The sequence below is a fragment of the Candidatus Competibacteraceae bacterium genome (genome assembly GCA_016713505.1).
Taxonomy (GTDB): Bacteria; Pseudomonadota; Gammaproteobacteria; order Competibacterales; family Competibacteraceae; genus Competibacter_A.
The window spans coordinates 419,730-444,106 of sequence record JADJPA010000001.1; the positions used below are offsets into that span (position 1 = coordinate 419,730).

Below are 24,377 nucleotides of genomic sequence, written 5' to 3' on the forward strand. Positions count from 1 at the left end.
ATTAATTATATTTAATGTAATGTCGGTAGAGTGCGAAATACGACAAATCGGTTTTTCCTTTATAAAGCATTTTTTATTACAATAATTTTCAGAATAGGAGGTTTTTAAAATGGCAGCCGCGATAGCGCTGGTTTGGCTCGCCTTGTGCGCGCCGATAGTGGTATTTTTCGTTTTAGGCGTTGACCAGCAACTTCGTTTCAATTATTCCCTGATCGCGCAAATAGTAGCTCCTTTCACGGCGGCCTTTTTCTGCTATCACGCCGCCAGTGCATTTCCAAGAATAGATTCCATGAATAAGATACTCAAGTTTTTAGGAACAGGGGTATTGTGTTGGGGAATCGGCGCGATTCTGTATGCGGTCTATCCATTATTTCATGAAGGGCAGGAAACACCGTTTCCGTGGTATTCGGATATTGGCTATCTGTTATTAGTTCCGTTCATGCTGGTGGGACTTATTTTTTTTAAGCGAACGTTTAGTTTTAAAATTCCTATATTTGGCAAAGTCGGTGGTGCTTTTTTCTTTTTGGTCGCTTTTTCGCTATCGGTCCAATTCAATTTAACCAAACTTAAAGACTCGGATTCGCTAGCTTCTTATGTAGCGACGCTCGCGTATGTCTTGGGCGATCCTTTGCTTTTGGCGGGCACGATGATGGTCGTCTCTATCTTGACCGGCCCTACCGCTCGTCCTTGGTGGCTTATCTTGATAGGCTTGATTTTTTATTATCTGGGCGACCTTGTTTATAATTATCTATCCATACAAGGCGACTATGGTACGGGCCATCCCATCGATATCACTTGGCCCTTGGCGTTTGGCTTTATCGCGGTGGCCGCCTTGGTAATGCGCGCCAGAGTTCGGTATTCGTAGCTCAACCCCAGCTCCGTTTGGCGTCATGGTCATTGATTCTTAAAAGATTCCTGCCGCCCTCAAGGGCCGGTATCGAGAAACGAACGGATAAAATCCGCAACCGCCTCTTTGCCGCGAAAGATCCCGTAATGTCCTTCGCAAAGAATATCGGCTTCCAGGGCCAGCATCTGGTTCAACGAAGCGAGATAATCAGCTCGGTTCGAAAGCAGCCGAGCGTCCAAGGGGCCATGGACATCTTGGGCGAACAGCACGGTTTGGCGTTCTGACTCGACCAGAAAGGCCAGCGAACCTGGGGAATGGCCGGGGATGTGCAAAGCGGTGATGGCGCGCTCGCCCAACGGCAAATGTTGCCGTGCTTCGCTCAAGCGACGGTCCACCGGACATGGCTGAAGCTTGACGCCATACCAGCTGGCCGCGGTCACCTCGTGGTCGCCGCGCTCCAGAAAATCCGCATCCAGTTGGTGGGCGATGACCGGACAACCCAGTTTCTCGCGCAAGCCGAACGCGCCCCCCGTGTGATCGTAATGACAGTGTGTCAGCAATAGAAAATCGATGTGCTCGGGCCGCACTCCGGTTTTTTTGATCTGGTCGAGCAATTGCGCCTGACCGCGTCCGGTGCCGGCATCGACCAGCGCGGCGTGACCGTCGAAATGGATCAGGTAGATGGCGGCGTCTTCAGGAGCGGTCAGACCGTAACCGCCCACCTGAAAAATTTCGCGGGTGATCGTGATGGGTTTCGACATCCGGGCGGGCGTCCTCGACTGGGCGTTCTTGGTGGGTTCGGTCTTGGGTGATGTCGCCGCAGCGGCAATTTTTTAGGAAGGGGCGGCGAACTCGGCCGAGCGCACGGTGCGGGCTACTTTATCGAGCACGCCGTTGACGAAGCGATGGCCTTGCTCCGCGCCGAACACTTTAGCCAGTTCGACCGCTTCATTGAGGATAATGCGAGAGCTGAGGTCTGGGTGGGCGAGCAATTCGTAACCGCCGATGCGCAAAATGGCGCATTCCACCGGATCGATTTGCGTGATGGGTCGATCCAGGTAAGGCGTCAGTACGGCGTCGATCTCCGCCACGCGCGCGGGAATCTGCCAGAGCAATTCCCGGAAATAGTCAGGATCGGCCTTCCCCAAATCCTGATCGGCCAGAAACTGGGACGCGATCCTGGACGGTTCCTGATCGGTCAATTGCCACTGATACAGGGCCTGCGCGGCGCAGCGCCGCGCCCAGGCGCGCTTGCCCGGCAGATTTTTGCGGTTGGGCTGGCGCATGGTCAGGCTTTCAAGCGCCGCAGCAAGCTGACCATTTCCAAGACCGACAGGGCCGCCTCGGCGCCTTTGTTTCCGGCCTTGGTGCCGGCCCGTTCCACGGCTTGATCGATAGTGTCCACGGTCAGTACGCCGAAACCGATGGGAATATCGTAGCGCAGCGAAACGCTGGCCAGCCCTTTGGTGCATTCGCCCGCGACGTATTCGAAATGCGGCGTGCCGCCTCGGATGACCGCGCCGAGAGCGACGATGCCGTCGTAGCGTTCGCTGGTGGCCAAGCGTTGCGCGGCCAGCGGCAATTCGAACGAGCCAGGGGTCCAGATCAGGTCGATGCTGGTTTCCGGCACGCCGTGACGGCGCAGGGTGTCGGCCGCGCCGTCGATCAAGCCGCGCACGATGAAACTGTTGAAGCGCGCCGCGACCAGCGCGATGCGGGCGTCCGGGAGCGGCGTGAAATCGCCTTCGATGGTGGTGAGGTCGGTCATGAGGCATTCCGTGATAAGGCAGAGAACCGGGTTAGGAGACGTATTCCACGACTTCCAGGCTGAAGCCGGACAAGCCGGTGATGCGTTTGGGAGCGCTCAACACCCGCATTTGCCGCACGCCGATATCGAGCAGGATTTGAGCGCCGATCCCGTAGGTGCGCAATTCGACCGATTGTTCGGTGGCGCGCGGCGTCTCGCTGGTCTCGAACTGATAGCCGCGCATCCGTCGGATCAAGGCGGCCGGATCTTCGGGCCGGCTCAGAAACACCAGCACGCCCGGCGGCTCTTGGGCCACGCGCTCCAGGGCGGCGCGCAGCGGCCAGCCGCTATCGGGCAGGCGCAAGGTCAGCAGGTCGCTCAACACGTGTTGGACGTGGACGCGCACCAGCGCCGGCCGGTCGGGTTTGATGTCGCCCTTGACCAGCGCGAAATGCACCTGGCGGCTGATCAGGTCCTGATAGGTCAGCACCTGGAACAGACCAAATTCGGTATTCATGACCGCATCGGCAACCCGTTCGACCGTCTTTTCATTCTGCATCCGGTAACGGATCAGGTCGGCGATGGTGCCGATTTTCAAAGCATGTTGTTGGGCGAAGCGTTCCAGATCGGGCCGCCGGGCCATGGTGCCATCGTCGTTGAGGATTTCGACCAGCACCGCCGCCGGTTCCAGATCGGCCAGCCGCCCCAGATCGCAGCCGGCCTCGGTGTGGCCGGCGCGGGTGAGCACGCCGCCGGGTTGGGCCATCAGCGGGAAGATATGGCCGGGTTGCACCAGGTTTTCGGGTTTGGCGTCGGGGCGCACGGCGGTGCGGATGGTATGGGCGCGGTCGTAGGCGGAAATGCCGGTGGTGACGCCTTGGGCCGCCTCGATGGAGACGGTGAAGTTGGTCGAAAAGGGCGCTGAGTTGTCGTGCACCATCAATGGCAAGTGCAGCTGTTGGCAGCGTTCGCGGGTCAGCGCCAGACAGATCAAACCGCGCCCGTAACGGGCCATGAAATTGATGTCTTCGGGTCGGACCATGGAGGCCGCCATCAGTAGATCGCCTTCGTTTTCCCGGCCCTCATCGTCCATGAGGATGACCATTTTGCCTTGCCGGAAATCGGCGAGAATTTCATCGATGGTATTGAGAGCCATGGTTATTTCCAAAACCCGTGTTCGCGCAAGAGCGCCTCGGTGAGCGCGCCGTCGGGTTGCGCGGCGCGCTCGCCCAGCAGCAGACGCTCCAGATAGCGGGCGATCAAGTCTACTTCGAGATTGACCCGTCGTCCCGTCGCAAAATGGGCCAGCGTGGTTTCCGCCAAGGTATGAGGGACGATGTTGAGTTCGAAGGCGGCGCCATCGACCCGGTTGACGGTGAGGCTGACCCCGTCCACGCAGATCGAACCTTTTTCGGCGATATAGCGCGCCAGCGCCGCCGGGGCCTGAACCCGCAACCGCCAGGAACGGCCGTCGGAGCGCCAGTCGGTCACCGTGCCGATGCCATCGACATGGCCGCTGACCAGGTGGCCGCCAAGTCGGGTCGTCGGGGTCAGCGCCTTTTCCAGATTGACGGTCAAACCGGGGGTGGCCGCGCCCAGCGTGGTGCGTTCCAGCGTCTCGCGCGAAGCGTCGGCCCAGAAGCCGTCGCCGGGCAACTCGACGGCGGTCAGGCAGACGCCGCTGACGGCGATGCTGTCGCCGAGCTGCACGTCGCTCAAGTCGAGCTTGCCGGTGGCGACGCGCAGCCGGGTGTCGCCACCCCGTGGTTGCAGGGCTGTGATGGCGCCGACAGCGGTGATGATGCCGGTGAACATAAGCTGGTTATCCCGTTCGGACGGTGATGGCCCACTGCAATGGCGGCATGGGGTCGAGCGGTGGCTAACGCGGTCGCAGCGTCAGGCGCCAATCGCGCCCCACCGCGCGCGTTTCCACAGTGTCCAGTTCCCATCGGTCTTGCATCCGGGTCAAGGCCGGTAATTGAAACAGGCCGCGCGCTCGGTCACCGAGCAGCAGCGGCGCCAGATAAATCACTAATTCATCCACCAACCCCGCCTGCAACAACGCGCCGGCCAAAGTTGGCCCGCTTTCGACATGAAGCTCGTTGCATTCGCGCCGGGCCAGTTCCGCCATGATGGCGTGCAACTGCAAGCCGCCCTCAGCGGCGGGAACAACGGCGATGTCCGCGCCCGCCGCTCGCAGGGCCGCTTGCCTGGCGGGATCGGCGCTGGCGGTGAAAATCAGCACCGAACCCGGCAACCGCAAGGTTTTCGCGGTCGGCGGCGTGCGCAATGCGGTATCGAGGATCACCCGCAACGGCTGACGTATCGCTTCCGCCAGACGGACGTTGAGGCCGGGGTCATCCACCCGCAGCGTGCCGCTGCCGGTCAGAATCGCCGAACTGCGCGCCCGCAGCCGTTGCACGTCCCGGCGCGCGGCCTCATCGGTCAACCAGCGGCTTTCACCCGAGGCTAGCGCGGTCCGTCCGTCCAGGCTCATCGCCAGCTTGACGCGAACGAACGGCCGGCCTTCGATCATGCGCTGGATGAAGCCGGGGTTCAGCGCCCGCGCTTCCGTCTCCAGCGCGCCACAGTCCACGGCGACGCCGGCATTGCGCAGAATCGTCAAGCCTTTGCCGGCGACTTGCGGGTTCGGGTCGGACATCGCGGCTACCAAACGGGTGATGCCCGCCGCCAATAAGGCATCGGTGCAGGGCGGGGTCCGGCCGTAATGGCAGCAAGGCTCCAGGGTCACGTAGGCGGTCGCGCCGCGCGCGCGCTCCCCGGCGACTTGGAGCGCATTGGCTTCCGCGTGCGGTTCGCCGGCGCGCTCGTGCCAGCCCTCCCCGACGATTTCGCCGTCCCGGACCAGCACGCAGCCCACTCTCGGGTTCGGATCGGTGCTGTAAAGACCGCGCCGCGCCAGCAGCAACGCTCGCGCCATGTGGCGGTAATCATCGGGGAGCATTACTCGGAATCCGCCCCGTCAGTCGCTTTTTGCAGTCGCTCGATTTCCTCGCGAAAGGCGTTGACATCCTCGAAACTCAAATAGACCGACGCAAACCGGACGTAGGCCACTTGATCCAGGTCACGCAGTTCCGCCATGAGCCATTCACCGATGCGCTGGCTGCTCAATTCCCGCTCGCCGCTGGCGCGGGCGCGGTTCTTGACGCGCAGCACGGTTTCCTCGATCCGTTCCGCGCTGACCGGGCGTTTTTCCAGGGCGCGCAACAGCCCGGTTCGCAGTTTTTCGTCCAGGAACGGCTCGCGGCGACCGTCGCGCTTCACCACCGGCGGCATGAGCAACTCCGCCACTTCGTAAGTGGTAAAGCGGGTATTGCAACGCGGGCATTCGCGGCGGCGGCGGACTTTATCGCCTTCCGCCGACAACCGCGAATCGATCACCCGGGTATCGGGCGTCCCGCAAAACGGACAGTGCATCGCCTATGCCTCGCGCTTTCCTTAGGGAAAATCAACCGTAATGAAAAACCTCATTGTACCCTATCGTCTTGCACGGCGTGGAAACAGACCAGCAAGAAACCGACTCAGGGCGTTGCCGGTCGCTCGAACACCGATCGAGCGCGGCCTGAGGGCAGGATCGTCAGCGCATCGGGACTTCCAGGAAAGCATCGATCACGGCGGTCCAAGCGTTGGCGATATTCCGTAAATCGTAGCCGCCGCCGCCGACGGCGATGATGCGGCCTTCGGCGTAGTCCTCGGCGATCTCGCACAAGCCGCGCGCGGCGCGCCCGTGCGCGCGAGCCGTATAGTGCAAGTGGGCCAGCGGGTCGCCACCCAAGCCGTCGGCCCCGCAGTTCATGAAGACGAGCTGCGGTTCCCAGCGGCGTAGAAAGGCTTCGGTCTTGTCCCACATCATCAAAAAATCGTCGTCGGCCGACAGCGGCAGCAAGGGAATGTTGAGCTTGCGGCCTTTGGCCGGCCCCTTGCCGACTTCGTAGGAAAAGCCGGTTTGCGGAAAGTTGTAGCGGCCGTCTTCGTGAATGTCGGCGAAGATGACGGTGGGGTCGTTTTCAAACGGATAAAACACCCCGTCCCCGTGGTGGGCGTCGATGTCCACGTAAGCGATGCGTTCCAGGCTGTAGTCTCGTTGCAGCAGCTTGATGGCGACGCCGACATCGTTGAACACGCAGAAGCCGGACGCGGTGTTAGGCATGCTGTGATGCAGGCCGGCGATGGGTAGGAAAACGCGGCGCAGTTCGTCGTTCATCACCTTGCGCAGGGCGTCGATCACGGAGCCGACCACCTTCACCGCATCCTCGTAAACCCCTTTGTAAGCCGGAGTGTCGCCGTAATCCAGCAAGCCTTCGCCGATCTTGGAATGGTGTTTGACCTTTTCCACATAGTCTGGCGTATGGAACAGTCTGAGCTGGTCTTCGGTCGCCATCGTGGGAGGCAGGATGCACACCTGATCGGTGAGTTGGCGGATGTGCATTTCATCCCAGAAGGCGTGGATGCGATCTTCGCTGAAAGGATGGTCCTCAAAGCCGTAATGGCTGATGTCGTCGCTGGTGTAGACAGCGACCTTTTTGCTGCGCGCCATGTGCTTCGCCTCGTGAAGGGGTGTGGCGAGTTGGGTATGGGCTATGATAATCGGATTCAGCGCCGGTGTGCGGGACCGTCCCGGCAAAATCCGCGCGAACCCACTTGCGCCGCCGGCCGCCTCGGTACGCACAGGACGGTACGGCATTTTCCAGGAGAGATCATGACTGCCATCGAACCGGAAACTCAGGATCGCTTTCCGCGCGACCGACAACCGACCGTCCGCATTCTGGCCATGCCGGCCGACACCAATCCCAGCGGCAAAATCTTCGGCGGCTGGATCATGGCTCAGATGGACGTGGCGGGCGGCATCGTCGCCTTGGAATACGCTGGGGGACCGGTGGTGACCGTCGCGGTCGCCTCCATGAAGTTTCATAAGCCGGTCTTTGTAGGGGATTTGATCAGCTGTTTTGCGCGCGTTCAAAAGGTGGGCGCGACCTCGATCACGGTTTTGGTCGAGGTGTTCACCCAGCGCGCTCACGACGGCACGCTGCAAACCGCCAAGGTGACCGAGGCGGTGATCGTTTATGTGGCCATTGACGGCGACGGTCTGCCGCGCGCCCTGCCGGAGCGGGGGCCGGATTTCGGTCAGTACTGGTGAAAATACCGCTAGAAAGCCCGCGTTAGCGTAAATTCCGCGCCCGACTGCTCTGGTCTGAGCGGACTGGCGTTCTTATACTTCAATTCCCGCTTTACCGAGGCGCGCGTTTGGAAAACATTGGCTTGGTCGTAGCAGCGTTGCTGCTGGTGGCGTTGAATGGTTTTTTCGTGGCTGCCGAGTTCGCATTGGTCAAATTACGGCAGACTCGCCTTCAGGCCATCGCCAAGGGTTACGGCTGGCGCGGGCGGATTGCAGTCATGGTGCACGGCCGCCTCGACGCTTATCTGTCCGCCTGTCAGTTGGGCATCACTCTGGCTTCGCTGGCTTTGGGTTGGATTGGCGAGCCGGCTTTCGCTCGGTTGCTGGAGCCGTTGTTTGAATGGCTGAGCGTCACATCGCCGGAGCTGATCCATACGGTGTCGATTATTTTCGCCTTCTCGGCCATTACGTTCCTGCACATCGTGGTGGGCGAACTAGCGCCCAAGTCGCTGGCCATCCGCCGGCCGGAACAGGTTTCGCTCTGGATCGCCATTCCGCTTTATCTGTTCTATTGGATCATGTATCCGGCGATCTGGCTCCTGAACGCCAGCGCCACCGGCGTGCTGCGGCTGGCCGGCCTGGATAGCGCGCAAGGCCATGAATCCCACTATTCGGCGGACGAACTCAAGCTGATCCTGCGCGACAGCAACCCGTCGGAACGGATGAGCCGGGACGAGTTGCGAGTCGTGGCGCACACCTTGGATTTCAGCGATCTGGAAGTATCGGAGCTGATGCGGCCCATCGGTGAAGTGGTGGGATTGCATCAGGGACGGACGCTGGCCCAAAACCTCGAAACCATCTATCACAGCCGCTACAGCCGCTATCCCTATTTCGCCAAGGACGGCGAAACGGTGCTGGGCATCATCCATTTGAAGGATTTATTCCTGGCCGAACAGCACGGCAAACCCGTCGACAATCTCAGCGATTATCTGCGCCAGGCGCACTACATCGCGCCCACCATGCCGGCTTTCGAGCTGTTTCGGCGCTTTCGCAAGGGCGCGCCGCACTTCGCCATCGTCGGCCAGAAAGGCAGCAAGGCCGATGGTTTCATCACGTTGGACGACATGCTGGGCGCGCTGGTCGGCGGTATCCGCGACGAATTCCGTCAGAGCCAGAACGATTGGACCCGGCTGGACGACGATACGCTGATCGGTAAGGGCAGCCTGCCCATTTTCTCATTGGAGCGCGAACTCGGTATCGAGATCGAAAATGAAAGCGTCGATTCGATCGGCGGCTTGATCATGTGGAAGCTGGGCGATGTGCCCCATGAGGGTCAGAAAATCGAATTCGAGCACTTCGATGTGGTGGTGAAGAAGATGAACGGCCCCCGCATCATGCTGGTCAGGGTTTATCCGAAGGATCTGGAAGAGCTGTAGGGAGCTGCTGGCCGGGTTCGCCGTAACCGCCCCCGCCCGGCGTTTCGAGCGCGAACGCATCGCCAGAGCGCAGGGCGATCTCAGCGGTTCCCGGCAATTCCTCGATCCGCCCGTCAGCGCGCTCCACGCGATTGCGGCCGATGCGGCCCGGTCGTCCGCCGTTCAGACCGTGCGGCGCGGTGCGGCGACGACCGGAAAGAATCGCGCCGGTCATCGGTTCCAGGAAGCGAATGCGCCGGCTGACGCCATCGCCGCCGCGCCAGCAGCCCGCGCCGCCGCTGTTTTCGCGGATGCGAAATTCCTCCACCCGCACCGGGAAGCGCCATTCCAAAACCTCCGGGTCCGTCAGCCGGGAATTGGTCATGTGAGTTTGGACGGCCGATGCGCCATCGAAACCCGGCCCCGCCCCGGAACCGCCGCAGATCGTTTCGTAATACTGCTGGCGGTCGTTGCCGAAGGTGAAATTGTTCATGGTGCCTTGCGCCGCCGCCATGATGCCGAGCGCGCCGTAGAGCGCATCGACGATATGTTGCGAGGTTTCCACGTTGCCCGCCACCACCGCCGCTGGCGGCCGTGGATCGAGCAGCGAGCCCGCCGGGATGATGAGGTCCAGCGGTCGCAAGCAGCCGGCGTTTAGGGGAATGTCATCATCCACCAAGGTGCGGAACACATACAACACCGCCGCCAGACAGACCGCGCGCGGGGCATTGCAGTTGCTGGTTTGCTGTAGTGAGGTGCCGCTGAAGTCGATCTTGGCCGAACGCCGCGCCCGGTCTAGGGTGATGGCGACCCGAATCACCGCGCCGTTGTCCATCTCGCAGGCGAATTCCCCGTCCCGCAACCGGTCCAGCGCCCGGCGCACCTGCTCGGCGGCGTTGTCTTGAACGTGGCCCATGTAGGCGTTGACGGCGACAAGGCCGAAGTGCGCCACCATCCGCCGCAGCTCTTGCGCGCCTTTCTCGTTGGCGGCGATTTGGGCGTGCAGATCGGCCAAATTCTGACCGGGATTGCGAACCGGCCACGGACCGGCGTTCAGCCGTTCCAGTAGTTCCCGTTCGCGAAACCGGCCGCCGCCGACCAGTTGAAAATTATCCAGCAGCACGCCTTCCTGCTCGATCCTGATGCTGTCCGGCGGCATCGAGCCGGGGGTGGTGCCGCCGATGTCGGCGTGATGGCCGCGCGAGGCGACATAGAACAATAATGCTTGCTCGGACTCATCGAAAACCGGACTGATGACGGTGATGTCCGGCAGGTGCGTGCCGCCGTTGTAGGGCGCGTTGCTGGCGTAAACGTCGCCCGGTTGGAATTGGCCACCGCGCGCCTGAATCAATGCCCGCACCGCTTCGCCCATCGAGCCGAGATGCACCGGGATGTGCGGAGCGTTGGCGATCAACTGACCGTCCCGGTCGAACAGCGCGCAGGAAAAATCCAGCCGTTCCTTGATGTTGACCGAATGCGCGGTATTAGCGAGCGTCACGCCCATCTGTTCGGCCACGGCCATGAACAGGTTATTGAACACCTCCAGCATGATCGGATCGGCTGCCGCGCCGATGGCGTTTTGACGGGGGCGGGGCTGCTGGCGGGTCAATATCAGGTCGTTGCGCGCCGTGACCTCGGCCTGCCAGCCGGGTTCGATCAGCGTGGTCGAGCCGGCTTCGCCGATCAGCGCCGGGCCGGGAACCCGGTCACCGGGTCGGAGATCGTCGCGCCGGTAAAGCGGGGCGGCGCTATCGAGTCCGGTGCGGTACAGGCGAATGTGGGCGGCGGGTTGCAGCGGGCCGGTGCGCGCTGTGGGAACCGGGGCTGCGCCAGCCGCGTCGGCGTTCACGCCGATGGTCTCGACCGCCGCCGCTTCCACGATCAGCCCTTTGTCGGGCATGACAAAACCGTAGTGTTGGCGGTGGGCAGCCTCGAACCGAGCAGGCGCGTCAGCAAGTTCATCGGCGGCGACGGTCAAGGCGGTATCGCTGCCGGCGTAGCGCAGGCGGAGCGTGCGCACGGTTTGGAGCCGCGCCGCAAGCGCATCGCGCGCCGTCATCTCCTGACGTCCGCTCTGCTCTAACTCATTGAAAATACTTTCCAACGCCGGTAACAGGTCAGCGTCGAGCGGCTGCTCGACCGCCTGCTGCCGCAACAGCCGAGCATCAGCCAGGCCCATGCCGTAGGCTGACAGCACGCCGGCCAGCGGATGAATGAAGATGGCCGGCATTCCCAGAGCGTCGGCTACCGCGCAAGCGTGCTGGCCGCCCGCGCCGCCGAAACAGCACAGCGTGTACTCGGTCGCGTCGTAACCGCGCTGGGTCGAAATCTGCTTGATGGCGTTCGCCATGTTTTCGACGGCGATTTTCAGAAAACCCTCGGCTAATTCGGCCGGGCTATAGGTCTTGCCGGTGGCGGCGTCAATGTCGGCGGCGAGCGCTTCGAAGCGTTGCAGCGCCACATCCCGATCCAGCGGTTGATCCTGACCGGGGCCGAACATGCGGGGAAAGAAGTCCGGTTGCAGGCGTCCCAACAGCAGATTGCAGTCGGTGACGGTCAGCGGGCCGTCGCGCCGGTAACACGCGGGTCCCGGATCAGCGCCAGCCGATTCCGGCCCTACCCGCAGCCGGGTTCCATCGAAGCGGCAAATCGAACCGCCGCCCGCCGCGACGGTGTGGATGTGCAGCATCGGGGCGCGCAGCCGCACCCCGGCGACCAGCGTTTCGAAAGTGCGTTCGTACTCGCCGGCGTAGTGGGCGACATCGGTGGAAGTGCCACCCATGTCGAAGGTGATGATCCGGTCGAAACCGGCCTGCAAGGCGGTGCGGACCGCGCCGACGATGCCGCCGGCCGGGCCGGACAGAAGGCTATCCTTACCCTGGAAATGGCCGGCATCGGCCAAACCGCCGTTGGACTGCATGAACGACAGTCGAGCATCGCTCAAGGCGCCGGCGATCTGATCCACGTAGCGGCGCAGGATCGGTGACAGATAGGCGTCGACCACCGTGGTATCCCCGCGCCCGATCAGCTTCATCAACGGGCTGACCTCGTGCGAGACCGAAACCTGAGTGAAGCCGATCGCGCGGGCCAATTCCGCCGCTTGTCGTTCGTGTTGCGGGTAGCGATAGCCGTGCATGAACACGATGGCAACGGCGCGAACGCCGGCCTGATAAGCGTCTTCCAAGGAAATACGGGCGCTGTCGGCATCGAAGGGGACGACGGTTTCGCCTCGGGCGGACACCCGCTCGCGGACTTCCGCCACCCGCTCGTAGAGCAGTTCCGGCAGTACGATGTGGCGGGCGAACAGTTTGGGTCGGTTTTGATAGCCGATCCGCAGCGCGTCGCGAAAGCCCTGAGTGATCAGCAGCAAGGTACGGTCACCTTTGCGTTCGAGCAACGCGTTGGTGGCGACGGTCGTACCCATTTTCACCGCCGCGATCCGTTCGGCCGGGAGGGGTTGATTGGCGGGAATGTCCAGCAGCTCGCGAATGCCTTGCAAGGCGGCGTCGGGGTAGTGTTCCGGGTTGTCCGACAACAACTTGAGCGTCAGCAACCGGCCATCGGGAGAGCGGGCGACGATATCGGTGAACGTTCCGCCCCGGTCGATCCAGAATTGCCAGCGGGCGCACGTTGGAGCGGCCGGTTTATTCACAGTGACGTTTCACGTTAACGGCGGCTTGGGGGTCCAACGGCCAGAAATGAACCTCAATCGGACCATTCTGATTGCCGAGGTCTGATAGGTTCGGTAGGGAAGAATAAAATAAAAATACGTTCGTTCAACAGCTTGAATCGACATGGAGTTCTTCGAAAACATGGCATGAGACTTGTAATCCCTTGCGAAAGCGTACTGCTTTAAAGGCTTCAGTTGAGCGAGGAGGACTACCATGATGGCCATGCGACGACACGAGATCAATCTTGATGAATCTCAAGAAGCCGGCGAGCGTCGAGTGCTCGGCGGCCGGTTGCCGGTTCGAGAGGCAGCGGAGGATCGGACACGACGCCGCACGTTTAAGGAAAGGTGCGATCAAGGTTTGACGGCCTTGAAATGGTTGAAAGACGCGACGACCGCGCTCAGTTCGCTGAAATCAATTGTCGCCTCGGCTTTTGGAGTGGGAATATTCGTTTATTCCACGTCTTCGCCAGTCAGTTTGCTGGCCGAACTTTTTCCGCAGATCAGCGGCGGCAAGCAGTTCATGTGGTCGGACCCGAACAGCGCGCTCAAGGCGGGATTCGACAGCGCGTGCGCGCGTCCGAATTTGCGGAATGCATTTGGTTTGTTAGCCGTGGGGTCTGGATTACGGTTGCAATATGGCTTGACTCCCAATCTGCAAAGCGGCGGATGGGGCGTGCATTGGGCTAGCACGCCGACCAAGCATTTCGATGCGTCCGAATTTGAAGCGTTCAGCGTCTGGGTGCGTGGCGGCAGCGGCGACGAATCGTTCGAGATCGGGTTGAAAGATACCCAAGGCGTGGAAGTCAAAATTGAGTCGAAAGATCGAGTAGCCGCCGACGCACTCAAAAGCGGTGTTGAAATCATGATTCCATTAAGTGAATTCAAGGGCGTCAATGTGCGTTCGCTGAATAACGTTAGTATCAGCTTTAATGAAGCGCATGGTTCGGGCGGACTCTGCTTCAATAATTTGAAGTTTGAAAAGCCAAGCATCGGTACTTGAAGCGTAAGTATTACGTTAATTCAATACGTTGTTTCTAACTTGTTTAAGTATAGGAGTTGAAAAATTTATTTGGTGGTTTCTTCGATTTTGGTTAATACAAAATTATCTACTGGATAGAGATAGCTATTACTGCCTTTATGGTATGACCAGACGGTAATTGAATTATTCTCTGGTTTCACAGCGATCAACCCCCCTTCATGCCAAAGGTAAGAGAAATCATTAACCATCACGCCATAAGTAAAACCTTCAGGTAGCTTTGGCGCGATTTCAAGTTTGCCAATCTGAGGATGACCGATAGAGGGGCCTGTCATCCAAGAAGCTCTAAATTTATTGTCTGATTTTTGTAGGGTCCAGACTTCTCGATTCTTATCAACAATCCCATTCTGGGAAAGCAGATAGCGTTGGTCGTTACTATTTTTATATTCACCCGGAGTGAAAATTGATTCACGATTTAATGGAGCAGGTTTAGGCCGCTTGGCTTCAAGACAATTCAAGTATGTTATTTAAATTTTCATAATTATCGCCCGCCTTCAATCGGCCGCAATCTGCGGCCAAGCTGGATGAAAATAAAAGAATTATGCAGGAAAGCAGGAGTCTGTTCATTGATGCTTCTCCCTGAACAGGCAGGCTATTGGCGGATTTGAACTGGCGCACTGATTAACGGTGTCAGCGACCATGGAAGGGGTGGAAGCGTTATCTTTATTGTGAAGCGATTGCCCTTCATTATGCAGTTTTACCGCAGCCTTGCGAGGAGGCTGGATCGCGCTGGCTTGAGAAGGTTTTTCGAAATTGTTAATCGTGGTTGACGTATTGGCAGTCACGGACGTATTGGAGGTGACCGTATTAGAAAGCACTGAAGTGTTGGAGGTAATCGACGTATTCGTCACGGCCGGCACGACGGGCGGTTGAGGATTTAAAAAAGTTTTGACGGCTACCCAAGCTGAAATAATGCCCGTGAGCGTGCCGATAATCCCTATAATGATGTTGATCTTTGCGTATCTTGGTTCCATGTCTTTATGGCGCGAGCTGGAAGCCGGTGGATTCATGAGGCCCCATTCAATTAAACATGCGATAGCTTAATCATGGTAAGCAACTGGGGCGATTCATTCAAGCCAGCGGCGGTCGGCTGTAGTGCTGGATGGCCGCCAAAAACATGCCCTTGCGGATGGGCTTGGTCAGATGGCCGTTGCAGCCGGCGTCCAGGCTGCGTTGTTCGTCTTCCTTCAAGGCATTGGCGGTCAAGGCGATGATCGGCACCGGCGCGTAGCCCTGTTCGCGTTCCCACTGGCGAATCAGTCCGGTGGCGGTGTAACCGTCCATCACCGGCATTTGCACGTCCATCAAGATCAAATCGTAGCTGCCTCGCTTGAACAGTTCGACCGCCACCGCGCCGTCTTCGGCAAGGGTCAACCGGTGCGAGGTTTGTTTGAGATAAGCCCGGATCAGCATGACATTGTCCTTGGCGTCGTCCGCCATCAGGATGGACAAGCCTTCATCTTCCGACTGACCGGCCAGCAACCCGCTGATGCGGGTGCGGGTGCGCGGTTCGACGCGCGGAATGCCATTGGCGTAATTGACGAGCTGATTGACCGCATCCCATAGCACTTGACGCTTGATCGGCTTCATCAGACAGACGATTCGCCCCCTGGCCGCTTCCGCCATCTCATAACAGCAGCGTTCGCCGCTGCCCAGTAGAACGATCGGCAAGGTCGAATAACCCGCTTCCTGGTCCAAAACGTCCAGCAGATTCGGCCCGGAGCAATCCGGCAGTTGCGAATCGAGCACCAGCATGTGCCGGGGGCGGTCGCTGATGGGCCGGTCGCGCAACTGGCCCAAGGCGGTTTCGACGGTTTCCGCCTCCGCGACGCTCGCGCCACCCACGCTCAGAGCCTCACTGACGATGAGGCGGTTGATGGCGACATCATCGACCACCAACACCGTCCAACCCGCCAGCGCGGGTGCGGCGAGCGCTTTGGCGGTCAGCTCCGGTGAGATCGTGCCGAGCTTGACCGTGAAAAAGAACGTGCTGCCTTGACCGGCTTGGCTTTCCAGGCCGATCTTGCCACCCATCAACTCGACCAGCCGCCGGCTGATGGCCAAGCCCAAGCCCGTGCCGCCATATTTTCGATTGATCGAGCCGTCGGCCTGAGTGAACGCTTTGAAAATAAGCTCTTGTTTTTCAGAGGCGATGCCGATACCGGTATCGGTCACCGAGAAGCACAGATGACCCGGAACGGACGAACTCGGGTCGTTCTCCACTACGAGAATCACTTGACCGCGTTCGGTGAATTTGATGGCGTTGCCGATCAGGTTGGTCAAGATCTGTTGCAAGCGACGGGGATCGCCTTCGAGGGTGAGCGGAACCTCCGGCGCGATCCGCAAGATCAGTTCAAGCCCCTTTTTCATGGCCCGCATCGCCACCAAATCGATCTGCTTGTTCAGCAAGCTTTCCAGATCGAAGACTTCGTGGTCGAGCGTCAGCTTGTCGGCTTCGATTTTCGACAGGTCGAGAATATCTTCGATCAGGACCAGCAAATTCTCGCCGGCGTTCTTGAACACCTCCAGATAGTTGCGTTGCTCGCGGCTGAGTTTGGTTTCGGCCAGCAGATCGGCCATGCCGATGATCGCGTTCATCGGCGTGCGGATTTCGTGGCTCATGTTGGCCAGAAATTCGCTCTTGGCGCGGTTGGCGGTATCGGCCGCTTCCTTGGCGTTCTGGAGTTCCTCGGTGCGCGCTTCGACCAATTTTTCCAGATCGTTGCGGTAGGTGGTCAGTCGGGCGTTATTTTGCTGGATGGTGTCCAGCATCTGGTTGATGACGAAACCGAGTTGGGCGATTTCATCGGTGTTGCCCGAGATGAAACGGGAGCCCAACTGGCCGGATTGCACTTGCCGGGCGACTTGGGAAATCTCGCGGATCGGCCAGATGATCTTGCGGGCCATGGCATGGAGCAGGATGCCGAACAGCGCCATCAGGACCAAGGTGAAGGCCAGCAGCGAACGCTCGATATGAGAATGAATGATCCGGCTGTCTTGGGATTCTCGTTGATAGCTGTCGATGGCCCGCGTGGAAATCACCGACAGGACATGAATCAAACGCCCGGTCAGGTCGTCGAATTTTTGATCCAGGGTGTCGATCGTGGTTTCCAGCGTGGCATCCTGCTCCGACAGCGTTTGCGCGCGCTGGGTTTTGAGCTGGATGAGCCGTCTGAACAGCTTTTCGTAGTCGGCCAGCAGCACGGAAATTTCATCGATTTTACTTTGCGGCAGCACATCGGACAGGTTGGGGTCCAACCGGCGGATGGCGGCTTTGGCCGCGTTCAGCAAGACCGTGAACTGCTGTTCGGCGTCCGGGCGATGTTGCGACAGCGCGGCTTGCTCCCAAAAACGGATTTCCCAGAATTTCCGTTCCAGCTCGCGGGTTTCACGATCGGTCAGCATGGCCGATTCGGCGCGCTGGGCGTTGGCGGACAAGCGCTCCAGAAATAACACGACTCCGGTATAACCGGCGCCGAACAGGACCAGGCATAAACCGGCCATCACATAAAAATATTGTTTTACCGTGCCGAGCATAGCGTTATCGTGGTGGCATAAAATCAGGCGCCGTTCAGAGCAGCTTTCCGAAAGCGTTTGTAAAGAGGCGAGCTAAAGCGGCTCAACCGCGACGGACCGTCAGTCTTGCTGGTATGATTGAGCGCGGCCCACGCGCGTTATAGTATTCATTTGATGGCGAACTTTCTCGGCGAATTTGAATGCAAGCTCGATTCCAAGCTGCGAATCGCGCTGCCGGTCGCCTTGAGAAAACAGCTTCCGGTCGAAGCCGAGGGCCGCTTGGTGGTCAACCGGGGTTTCGAGCAGCATCTGGTGCTGTATCCCTTTACCGAGTGGCGGCGCGTCACCGCCGAACTCGACCGCTTGAATCCGTTCGTCAAGAAAAATCGCGACTTCGCGCGCTATTTTCACCGGGGCGCCACCGAACTGGAACTGGACGCCAGCGGCCGGTTGCTGTTGCCGCGCCGGCTGTTGGATTACGCCGGCATTCGCGATGCGGTGATCCTGCTGGCTTACGCCCAGCGCATCGAATGCTGGGATCCGACGCTGTACGAGAACTTGCTGTCCGACGAACCGGCCGACTTCGCCCGGCTGGCGGAGGAAATCATGGGGGGCGCGGGGCGCGCGGAGCGAGACGTGGAACGCTTGCCGGACTTTCGGGGTCTGCCGCCGCCTGGTTCGCGCCATTAGTCGACGGCGCTTGATCCAGCATGACCAGCGGTCCGCCAGCGGCGTCGGCGTCGGCGGGATCGTGGGTGACCAGCAAGGTAGGCAAGCGCCGCTGGCGGGCGTGCTCGAACACGAACGTCCGCATCCGCGCCCGCAGTTCGGCGTCCAGCTTGGAAAACGGTTCGTCCAGCAACAGGGCAGCCGGCTCCGCCAACAAGGTGCGCATCAGCGCGGCGCGGGCGCGTTGGCCGCTGGATAAGGTTGCCGGATCTCGGTCGCCCAAGTCTTCCAAACCCGCATCCCGCAAGGCGGTTTCCACCCGGAAACGCCGGGTCTGGCGGGAATGTCCGCTTTTTAGGCCAAACGCCAAATTCTCGGCGACGCTCAGATGAGGAAACAGCAGCGCGTCCTGAAACAGAATGCCGACCCGCCGTTGTTCCAGCGGTAGATTCACCAACTCGCGCCCGCTGAGTCGCACGGAGCCTTCAGCGCGAAACGCGGGCGGCAGGGTGCCGCAAAGGTAGTTGAGCAAGGTGGATTTGCCGCAACCGCTCGGCCCCATTACCGTGATCACCTCGCCGGAGTGGATCGTCAGGTTCAAGGGCGCGAACAAAAGGCGGTTTTGCAGGCTGATGCGGACTTCCTGCAAGATTAAAATATGAGGGTCGGCGGCCTTCATTTCAGGGCTCCCGCCGCCGCGCCAGCCACAGCGCCAGGGCGAAGCCGAGCAGCGGCAGCGCCGTCTGCACCGCCGCGAACACGCCGATGATCCGCCGGTTGCCGCCGCTCGCCAAGGTGACCGCCTCCGTGGTGACGGTCGCGTACCGACCCGCGCCGGCTAACAGCGTCGGCAGATATTGCGCGACGCTGACCGAAAAGCCCACCGCCGCCGCCACCGCGACCGGGCCGCGCAACATCGGCAATTTGATCCGCCAGAAGCTTCGGGCGTGACTGGCTCCCAACGCCAGCGCGGTCTGTTCGTAACGGGGATCGAACGCCCGCCAGGGATCGGCCAGCGACAGGAACACATAGGGCAGCACGAACAGCAGATGGGTCCAGACCAGCGCCGGCCAGCCGCCGTCCAGGCCGCTCCAAGCCAGCAGCACCTGAATGCCGAACAAAAAACCGACTTGCGGGACCAGCAGGGGCAGATACAGCAACCATAAACTTCGGCCCGAGAAGGTCGGACGACGGTGGCCTTCATGCTCCAGGCAAGCGACCGACAACACCAGCGCCAGCCCGGTCGCCGCCACGCCGATAATCAAAGTATGCCACGTCATGGCCAGCAGATTGTCGAACTGACCGCTCCAATTTTCCAAGGTCCACTGTTCGGGCCAAGCCAGCGGAAACGTCCAGCGACGGGCGAACGACCACAGCACCATGACCAGCACGCTGGAAGCCGCCAGCCCCAACGCCAGCCCGCCGCCGCCGAGCGCCGTCTGGCGGGAGGTAGCGCCCGTGCCGCCGCGCGCGCCACCGACCAGCCAGGGCCGGCTGTAGCGTGCTAGCCTGCGGAGCGCGCCTTCCCACGTCGCCAGCGAAACCAGCGTCAGCAACGTCAGCAGAATGGCCGCCGCCGCCGCGGGCAGGCGCCAGGTCAACACCGGGTCGTTGAACCAGCGCAGCGCCTGCACCGCCAGGGTCGGCGGCGTGCTGGGTCCGATGATCAGCGCCACATCGACCACGGTCAGCGCGAAAGCCAGCGCGGCAAACACCGGCAAGCGCAGCAGCGGATAGAGCGAGGGCAGGATCACCTTCAAGAAAACCATCACCGGGCCGTAACCGAGCGAGCGCGCCACGGCCGACCAGGAGTCGACCGGTAATTGGGCCAGACCGGCCAGCCCCATGAAGAGTAGATAAGGCGTTTCCTTGAGAGTCAGCGCCAGAATCAGGCTCAACCCCCAACGGTCTTGCGGTCCGAAACCGGCAAAATCGGGCGGTCGCTCCCAGCCGGTTGCCCACGGCGCCAGCCAGCGCGCCAGCCAGCCGCTGGGGGCGATCAGGAACGCCAGTCCGAAAGCCAGCGCCGCGGGGGGGATCGCCAGCAACGGGGCCAACCAACGGCGGATGCGGTGCAGCCAGGCCGTGTGATAGCACGTCGCCAACAGCGCCAACGCCAGCAGCAGCGACAGCGAGGTGGTGGCGAAGCCGGTCCACAGCGTCAGTCCCAGCGAATGCCACAAACCCGGTTGCGCCAACAGAGCGCGCCAGGGTTGCAGGGAAAACTCAGCGGCGCCCACTACCGGCAACCAGCCGACTGCTGGCAGCAGGGTGCCGATCAAACCGGCTCCGATAGGAACCAGTAGTAAAAACAGCGTCAGCGCCGGCGCGCGGGCGAGCGAGACTCCACCCCAAGGCTCACCCTTCACCGCGGGCGTCTCAAACTAGCGGCTGTAGCGGGCGCGCCATGCGGCTTCCAGTCGCTCCATCCAACTCGGGTGCGGTTCGGGCAACGGCGTGCCCAGTTCGCCAGGGCTCAGCGTGGCGACGCCTCGCTTCAACCGGGTAAATCGCTCGCGGTCGGCGGCCGTCAGCTTTTCGAGGCCCAGCACGGTCGGATCGCCCCAAACGGTGGGGTCCAGTTTGCGGGCTTGCGCTTCGGGTGACAGCAGGAAATTGGCGACGACCTGGGCGCCCTCCTTGGCGCTGGAATTGTAAGGAATGGCAACGAAATGAGTGTTGCCGATGGTGCCGCCGGCCAATACGTAGGTGCGCACCGTGTTCCGCAGGTTGCCTTTTTCGATTTCCGCCGAAGCGTCGTTGGGGTTGAGACTGAACGCGAGATCGATTTCGCTATCCGCCAGCAGTTGGCGCAGCGCCGGCGCGCTTTGGGGGAAGGTGTGACCTTGCCGCCAGAGGTGCGGGCGGATTTCGTCCAGCCACCCCCACAACGGCACGGTCACCGGCCCGAAACTGGTTTCGCTCACCGGTTTTTGCAAGGCTTCTTGCTGGTCGGTCAGTTCGATGAGGATCTGTTTGAGAAAGGTCGAGCCGAGCGTATCCGGCGGTTCTGGATAGGTGAACCGGCCGGGATGCGCCTTGGCGTAAGCCATCAGTTCGGAAGCCGACTTCGGCGGATGGGTTAATTGCGTCGGATCGTAAATGAAAACGATCTGGGCCTTGCCCCACGGGGCTTCCATGCCGTCGACCGGCTCGGTGAAATCCAGCTTGGTGCTTGGGATGGTGACGGTATCGACCGAGGGGTAGTTGGGCAGCCGCTCGGAGAAAGGCCCGAACAATAAACCGTTATCCTTCATGGTGTGAAAATTTTCGCCGTTGATCCACAGCAGATCCACCGTGCCCTTTTCGTGGCGGCCGGCGTATTTTTCCGCCAGAATCCGCGATACGGTTTCGGCGATATCGGCCACCTTCACATGATGGAGCACGATGCCATAGCGGTCCTTGACCTGGTCGCCGACCCAGGCGATGTAGGCGTTGATTTTTTCATCGCCGCCCCAGCCGTTCCAATACACGGCTTGACCTCGCGCTGTTTTCTCGATGTCTTCCCAAGACGGTTCGGCGGCGCCGATCGCTCCAGCCGTGATGAACGCAGCCAGCAGCAAGGCCATGCCACGCAGTCGCCTGCTCGATAAGTTGTCCATCATCGCCATCACGCATCCCCTTGAATCAAGTGTCATTCACGCTTCGCGCGGCGGCTTGTCGCCCGCCGTTTCGGCACGTTTGGGTTATCGCCATCGGATTAGATGATGATCTACCCGATGGGTGGTATGCGCCACCCGCCTGTACCGTCCGGGTCGGGTTGGCTGCGCCAAGTCAAAGGTATATTGTCCAGACCCCCCAAAAACAGTCCTAACAAGATTACTCTTATTGGAGATAGTTTGATGGGATGAGCTCGCTTGAGCCGATTGAAGGTCACTCGGGTCGGATTTCAATTGTAGTGACTGGGAACCGCGATAGCGTGGTACAGCTCAGAAATACTGCGGCTTCATTCGAACAATCTTATCGGTCGGTCGAGAGAAGACAAGCCCCGTCTTTATCATGGGAGATAACCGCCATGACAACCGCTCGCAAACTCGATATAGGCGTCTTGAAACGGTTGACGATCCGCTGCATTTCCGAAACGGGTTGGTTCGATACCGATACCGTATTTGGCGACATTCGTGAGGCCGGTGGCGCTGAAACCGATCAGTACGCCATCCCCTGGCCACCGTTTGGCGCGCTGCACGCGGATAACGCCGCTGGCTTCTCGGCCTTGCTGGAGGCGGAACAGATCGATGGGAGCGTGCGCCGTCTGCTGTTCGACACCGGCTGGAATCCGGCCTGGATGGACCGGCGTTTCGCTGAGGAAGGCATCGACCGGCTATTGCGGGAAGGCGAGATCGAAGCGCTCATCATCAGTCACGAGCATTTCGATCACTTTTGGGGGGTCGGATCGACGCTCAAGCACTGCCCCGGAATCACCATTTACGTCCCCGAAGGGTTTCATCCGGCGGGCTTCGATTTGATCCGCCAGCAGGGTCATACCGGATCGGTCGTCACCGTGGCCGCCGACCGACCCCAGATTCTGTTTCGCGGCCTGGCGCTGGTCAGTTTTCCGATGAACACGCTGCTGAAGGTCGGGGGCGAAAATGTCCTGTACGCCCATCTTCACGAGCGCGGCATGGCGATGGTGACCGGCTGCGGTCATGGTGGCGTCCTCAATTTATTGGACTACGCCCGTCAGGCGTTCGTCGGCGGCGAGCGCATTCACGCGCTTTACGGCGGGCTGCACATCGCGCCGCTGGATGATTGGGATGAAGCCCGCGATCGCATCATCAACGGCCTGCGCAGCTACCACATCGACAAACTGGCTTGCAATCATTGCACCGGGCGCACGGCGGTCGAGAAAATGTTGGAAATCGGCCTACCGGTGCAGCGAGGTACCGCCCGTAACGGCTCTCAAACGAATTTATTCCTGGGTAATGGAGACGTGTTGGAATTGGGATGAGCAGGGTTGGTCTGTCGCTGCCGGCGCGATGCGCCAGGCCAGTGTTTCCCCGGCCCGCAGTGGAACCAATTCATCCGCGCCGAACGGCAACCGTTCGGGCACCAAGGTCGCCTGACGGCACAGGGTGATCGTGCCAGTATTGCGCGGTAGGCCGTAAAAATCGGGGCCATGAAAGCTGGCAAAGGCTTCCAGCCGCTCCAATGCGCCGACCGAATCGAACGCCTCGGCGTACAGCTCCAGCGCGGCGTGAGCGGTGTAGCAGCCGGCGCAGCCGCAAGCGGTTTCCTTGCCTTGACGCGGATGGGGTGCGCTGTCGGTGCCGAGAAAATATTTGGGGTTGCCGCTGGTGGCGGCTTCGAGCAGCGCCTGACGGTGCCGCTCGCGCTTGAGGACCGGCAGGCAGTAGTAATGAGGCCGGATGCCGCCCTGAAAAATCGTGTTGCGGTTGTAGAGCAGGTGATGAGCGGTGAGGGTGGCGGCAACCGTGGCCGGCGCTTCTCGCACGTAATCCGCCGCATCCTGGGTCGTGATGTGCTCCAGCACGATCTTCAAGACGGGAAAATCCCGCGTGAGCGGGTCCAAAACCCGTTCGATGAACACCGCCTCACGGTCGAACAGATCGACCGTCGGGTCGGTGACCTCGCCGTGAATCAATAACGGCAATCCTTGGGTCTGCATCGCGTCCAACACCGGGTAAATTCCGCGAAGGTCGGTCACGCCCGCATCGGAATGCGTCGTTGCGCCGGCGGGATAAAGCTTGCAGGCGACGATATGGCCGGTCGCCTTGGCGCGGGCGATCTCGGCGGGTGGGGTGGCGTCGGTCAAATAGAGGGTCATCAGCGGTTGGAAAGCCGCCGCGGGCGGCACGGCTTCCAAAATTCGCGACCGGTAGCTCAAGGCCTGTTCGGCGGTCGTCACCGGCGGGCGCAGGTTGGGCATGATGATGGCGCGGGCGAACTGACGGGCGCTGTGCGGCACCACCGCGCGCAGGGCCGCGCCATCGCGCACATGCAAGTGCCAGTCATCAGGACGGGTAAAACGGAGAGTGTTCATGGCAAGTTTTTGGGTGTTCGCCGGGTTATTGATCCACTTCTTTATTTAAAATCAATATATTAAATAAAAATTCCGCGAATTGGTCTCAATGGCCTTTCGGAGCGGATATTTCCCCGGTTTTATTTGACGTTTTTTGCGCTATCTTTGGATCATGTATCATTTTAAGCAAAACTGCTATAAATTTAAGGACAGTGAAGTCTGCGTTTTGGGGTGGTTTACAGCGCTAGATTTCCAGCTTGTGATACGTGTAATAGGCGTATTTGAGAATGTGGCTGCTCGGTTTTTTCGGTCAGCGCCTCGCCCCTGGTCGGGAAGCAATACTCCGGTTGCGTGGCT

The 24,377-nt window shown here is 60.4% G+C and carries 22 protein-coding genes; 6 read left to right on the forward strand and 16 right to left on the reverse strand.

Annotation, left to right across the window (positions count from 1 at the left end):
- Positions 1-109 precede the first annotated feature (109 nt).
- Positions 110-865 (forward strand): hypothetical protein, encoded by a 756-nt coding sequence (locus IPK09_02075; protein ID MBK7982401.1) that lies wholly within the window; start codon positions 110-112, stop codon positions 863-865.
- 59 nt (positions 866-924) lie between these two features.
- On the opposite strand, the gene IPK09_02080 is transcribed toward IPK09_02075, so the two are convergent.
- From IPK09_02080 to IPK09_02115, 8 genes are all read right to left on the reverse strand, one after another.
- Positions 925-1,608, reverse strand: coding sequence for an MBL fold metallo-hydrolase (locus tag IPK09_02080; GenBank protein MBK7982402.1), 684 nt, complete (start codon positions 1,606-1,608; stop codon positions 925-927).
- 72 nt (positions 1,609-1,680) lie between these two features.
- Complete coding sequence (gene nusB / locus IPK09_02085) at positions 1,681-2,109, reverse strand: transcription antitermination factor NusB (GenBank protein ID MBK7982403.1); 429 nt, start codon at positions 2,107-2,109, stop codon at positions 1,681-1,683.
- A gap of 26 nt (positions 2,110-2,135) precedes the next feature.
- Positions 2,136-2,615 (reverse strand): 6,7-dimethyl-8-ribityllumazine synthase, encoded by a 480-nt coding sequence (ribE, locus tag IPK09_02090; protein ID MBK7982404.1) that lies wholly within the window; start codon positions 2,613-2,615, stop codon positions 2,136-2,138.
- Between the two features lie 31 nt (positions 2,616-2,646).
- Entirely contained in the window at positions 2,647-3,750 is a 1,104-nt protein-coding gene (gene ribB, locus IPK09_02095; protein MBK7982405.1) for a 3,4-dihydroxy-2-butanone-4-phosphate synthase, read from the reverse strand.
- A gap of 2 nt (positions 3,751-3,752) precedes the next feature.
- Entirely contained in the window at positions 3,753-4,409 is a 657-nt protein-coding gene (locus IPK09_02100; GenBank protein MBK7982406.1) for a riboflavin synthase, read from the reverse strand.
- A gap of 64 nt (positions 4,410-4,473) precedes the next feature.
- The gene (gene ribD / locus IPK09_02105) at positions 4,474-5,535 is read right to left on the reverse strand and encodes a bifunctional diaminohydroxyphosphoribosylaminopyrimidine deaminase/5-amino-6-(5-phosphoribosylamino)uracil reductase RibD (protein ID MBK7982407.1); all 1,062 of its coding nucleotides are present in this window, start codon (positions 5,533-5,535) and stop codon (positions 4,474-4,476) included.
- Between the two features lie 23 nt (positions 5,536-5,558).
- Positions 5,559-6,032 carry a transcriptional repressor NrdR gene (gene nrdR, locus IPK09_02110; protein MBK7982408.1) on the reverse strand — a complete coding sequence of 158 codons (474 nt, stop codon included), beginning with the start codon at positions 6,030-6,032 and terminating at the stop codon, positions 5,559-5,561.
- A gap of 160 nt (positions 6,033-6,192) precedes the next feature.
- A complete protein-coding gene (locus IPK09_02115) occupies positions 6,193-7,152 on the reverse strand; it encodes an acetoin utilization protein AcuC (protein MBK7982409.1) in 960 nt (319 codons plus the stop codon).
- Between the two features lie 162 nt (positions 7,153-7,314).
- On the opposite strand from IPK09_02115, the gene IPK09_02120 reads away from it, so the two are divergent.
- A complete protein-coding gene (locus IPK09_02120; protein MBK7982410.1) occupies positions 7,315-7,752 on the forward strand; it encodes an acyl-CoA thioesterase in 438 nt (145 codons plus the stop codon).
- Between the two features lie 107 nt (positions 7,753-7,859).
- Entirely contained in the window at positions 7,860-9,167 is a 1,308-nt protein-coding gene (locus IPK09_02125; protein MBK7982411.1) for an HlyC/CorC family transporter, read from the forward strand.
- Here the strand turns inward: IPK09_02125 and IPK09_02130 are convergent.
- On the reverse strand, positions 9,133-12,798 hold the full coding sequence (locus IPK09_02130) for a hydantoinase B/oxoprolinase family protein (GenBank protein ID MBK7982412.1): 3,666 nt from the start codon (positions 12,796-12,798) through the stop codon (positions 9,133-9,135). The two genes, IPK09_02125 and IPK09_02130, sit on opposite strands and share 35 nt — an antisense overlap.
- Before the next feature lie 232 nt (positions 12,799-13,030).
- Here IPK09_02130 and IPK09_02135 point away from each other — a divergent pair, with 232 nt between their 5' ends.
- The gene (locus IPK09_02135) at positions 13,031-13,819 is read left to right on the forward strand and encodes a hypothetical protein (protein MBK7982413.1); all 789 of its coding nucleotides are present in this window, start codon (positions 13,031-13,033) and stop codon (positions 13,817-13,819) included.
- A 65-nt stretch (positions 13,820-13,884) separates the two neighbouring features.
- Here IPK09_02135 and IPK09_02140 read toward each other — a convergent pair whose 3' ends face one another.
- The 3 genes from IPK09_02140 to IPK09_02150 all read right to left on the reverse strand — a co-directional run bounded on the left by IPK09_02140 (position 13,885) and on the right by IPK09_02150 (position 17,392).
- Complete coding sequence (locus tag IPK09_02140) at positions 13,885-14,313, reverse strand: hypothetical protein (protein MBK7982414.1); 429 nt, start codon at positions 14,311-14,313, stop codon at positions 13,885-13,887.
- Positions 14,314-14,418: 105 nt separating this feature from the next.
- Entirely contained in the window at positions 14,419-14,865 is a 447-nt protein-coding gene (locus IPK09_02145; protein MBK7982415.1) for a hypothetical protein, read from the reverse strand.
- A gap of 61 nt (positions 14,866-14,926) precedes the next feature.
- Complete coding sequence (locus IPK09_02150; protein MBK7982416.1) at positions 14,927-17,392, reverse strand: response regulator; 2,466 nt, start codon at positions 17,390-17,392, stop codon at positions 14,927-14,929.
- Positions 17,393-17,545: 153 nt separating this feature from the next.
- Between IPK09_02150 and mraZ the strand changes: the two genes are divergently transcribed.
- Positions 17,546-18,061, forward strand: a complete 516-nt coding sequence (gene mraZ, locus IPK09_02155) for a division/cell wall cluster transcriptional repressor MraZ (GenBank protein ID MBK7982417.1) — start codon at positions 17,546-17,548, stop codon at positions 18,059-18,061.
- Here the strand turns inward: mraZ and IPK09_02160 are convergent.
- From IPK09_02160 to IPK09_02170, 3 genes are read right to left on the reverse strand one after another with little or no spacing between them, the layout of a single operon-like run.
- On the reverse strand, positions 17,976-18,719 hold the full coding sequence (locus tag IPK09_02160; GenBank protein ID MBK7982418.1) for an ATP-binding cassette domain-containing protein: 744 nt from the start codon (positions 18,717-18,719) through the stop codon (positions 17,976-17,978). The two genes, mraZ and IPK09_02160, sit on opposite strands and share 86 nt — an antisense overlap.
- A 1-nt stretch (position 18,720) precedes the next feature.
- Positions 18,721-20,409, reverse strand: coding sequence for an ABC transporter permease subunit (locus IPK09_02165; protein ID MBK7982419.1), 1,689 nt, complete (start codon positions 20,407-20,409; stop codon positions 18,721-18,723).
- Between the two features lie 15 nt (positions 20,410-20,424).
- On the reverse strand, positions 20,425-21,609 hold the full coding sequence (locus IPK09_02170) for an ABC transporter substrate-binding protein (protein ID MBK7982420.1): 1,185 nt from the start codon (positions 21,607-21,609) through the stop codon (positions 20,425-20,427).
- Between the two features lie 446 nt (positions 21,610-22,055).
- On the opposite strand from IPK09_02170, the gene IPK09_02175 reads away from it, so the two are divergent.
- On the forward strand, positions 22,056-22,988 hold the full coding sequence (locus IPK09_02175) for an MBL fold metallo-hydrolase (GenBank protein MBK7982421.1): 933 nt from the start codon (positions 22,056-22,058) through the stop codon (positions 22,986-22,988).
- Here IPK09_02175 and pyrC read toward each other — a convergent pair.
- The gene (pyrC, locus tag IPK09_02180) at positions 22,950-24,041 is read right to left on the reverse strand and encodes a dihydroorotase (GenBank protein MBK7982422.1); all 1,092 of its coding nucleotides are present in this window, start codon (positions 24,039-24,041) and stop codon (positions 22,950-22,952) included. The genes IPK09_02175 and pyrC overlap by 39 nt on opposite strands.
- Positions 24,042-24,377 lie beyond the last annotated feature (336 nt).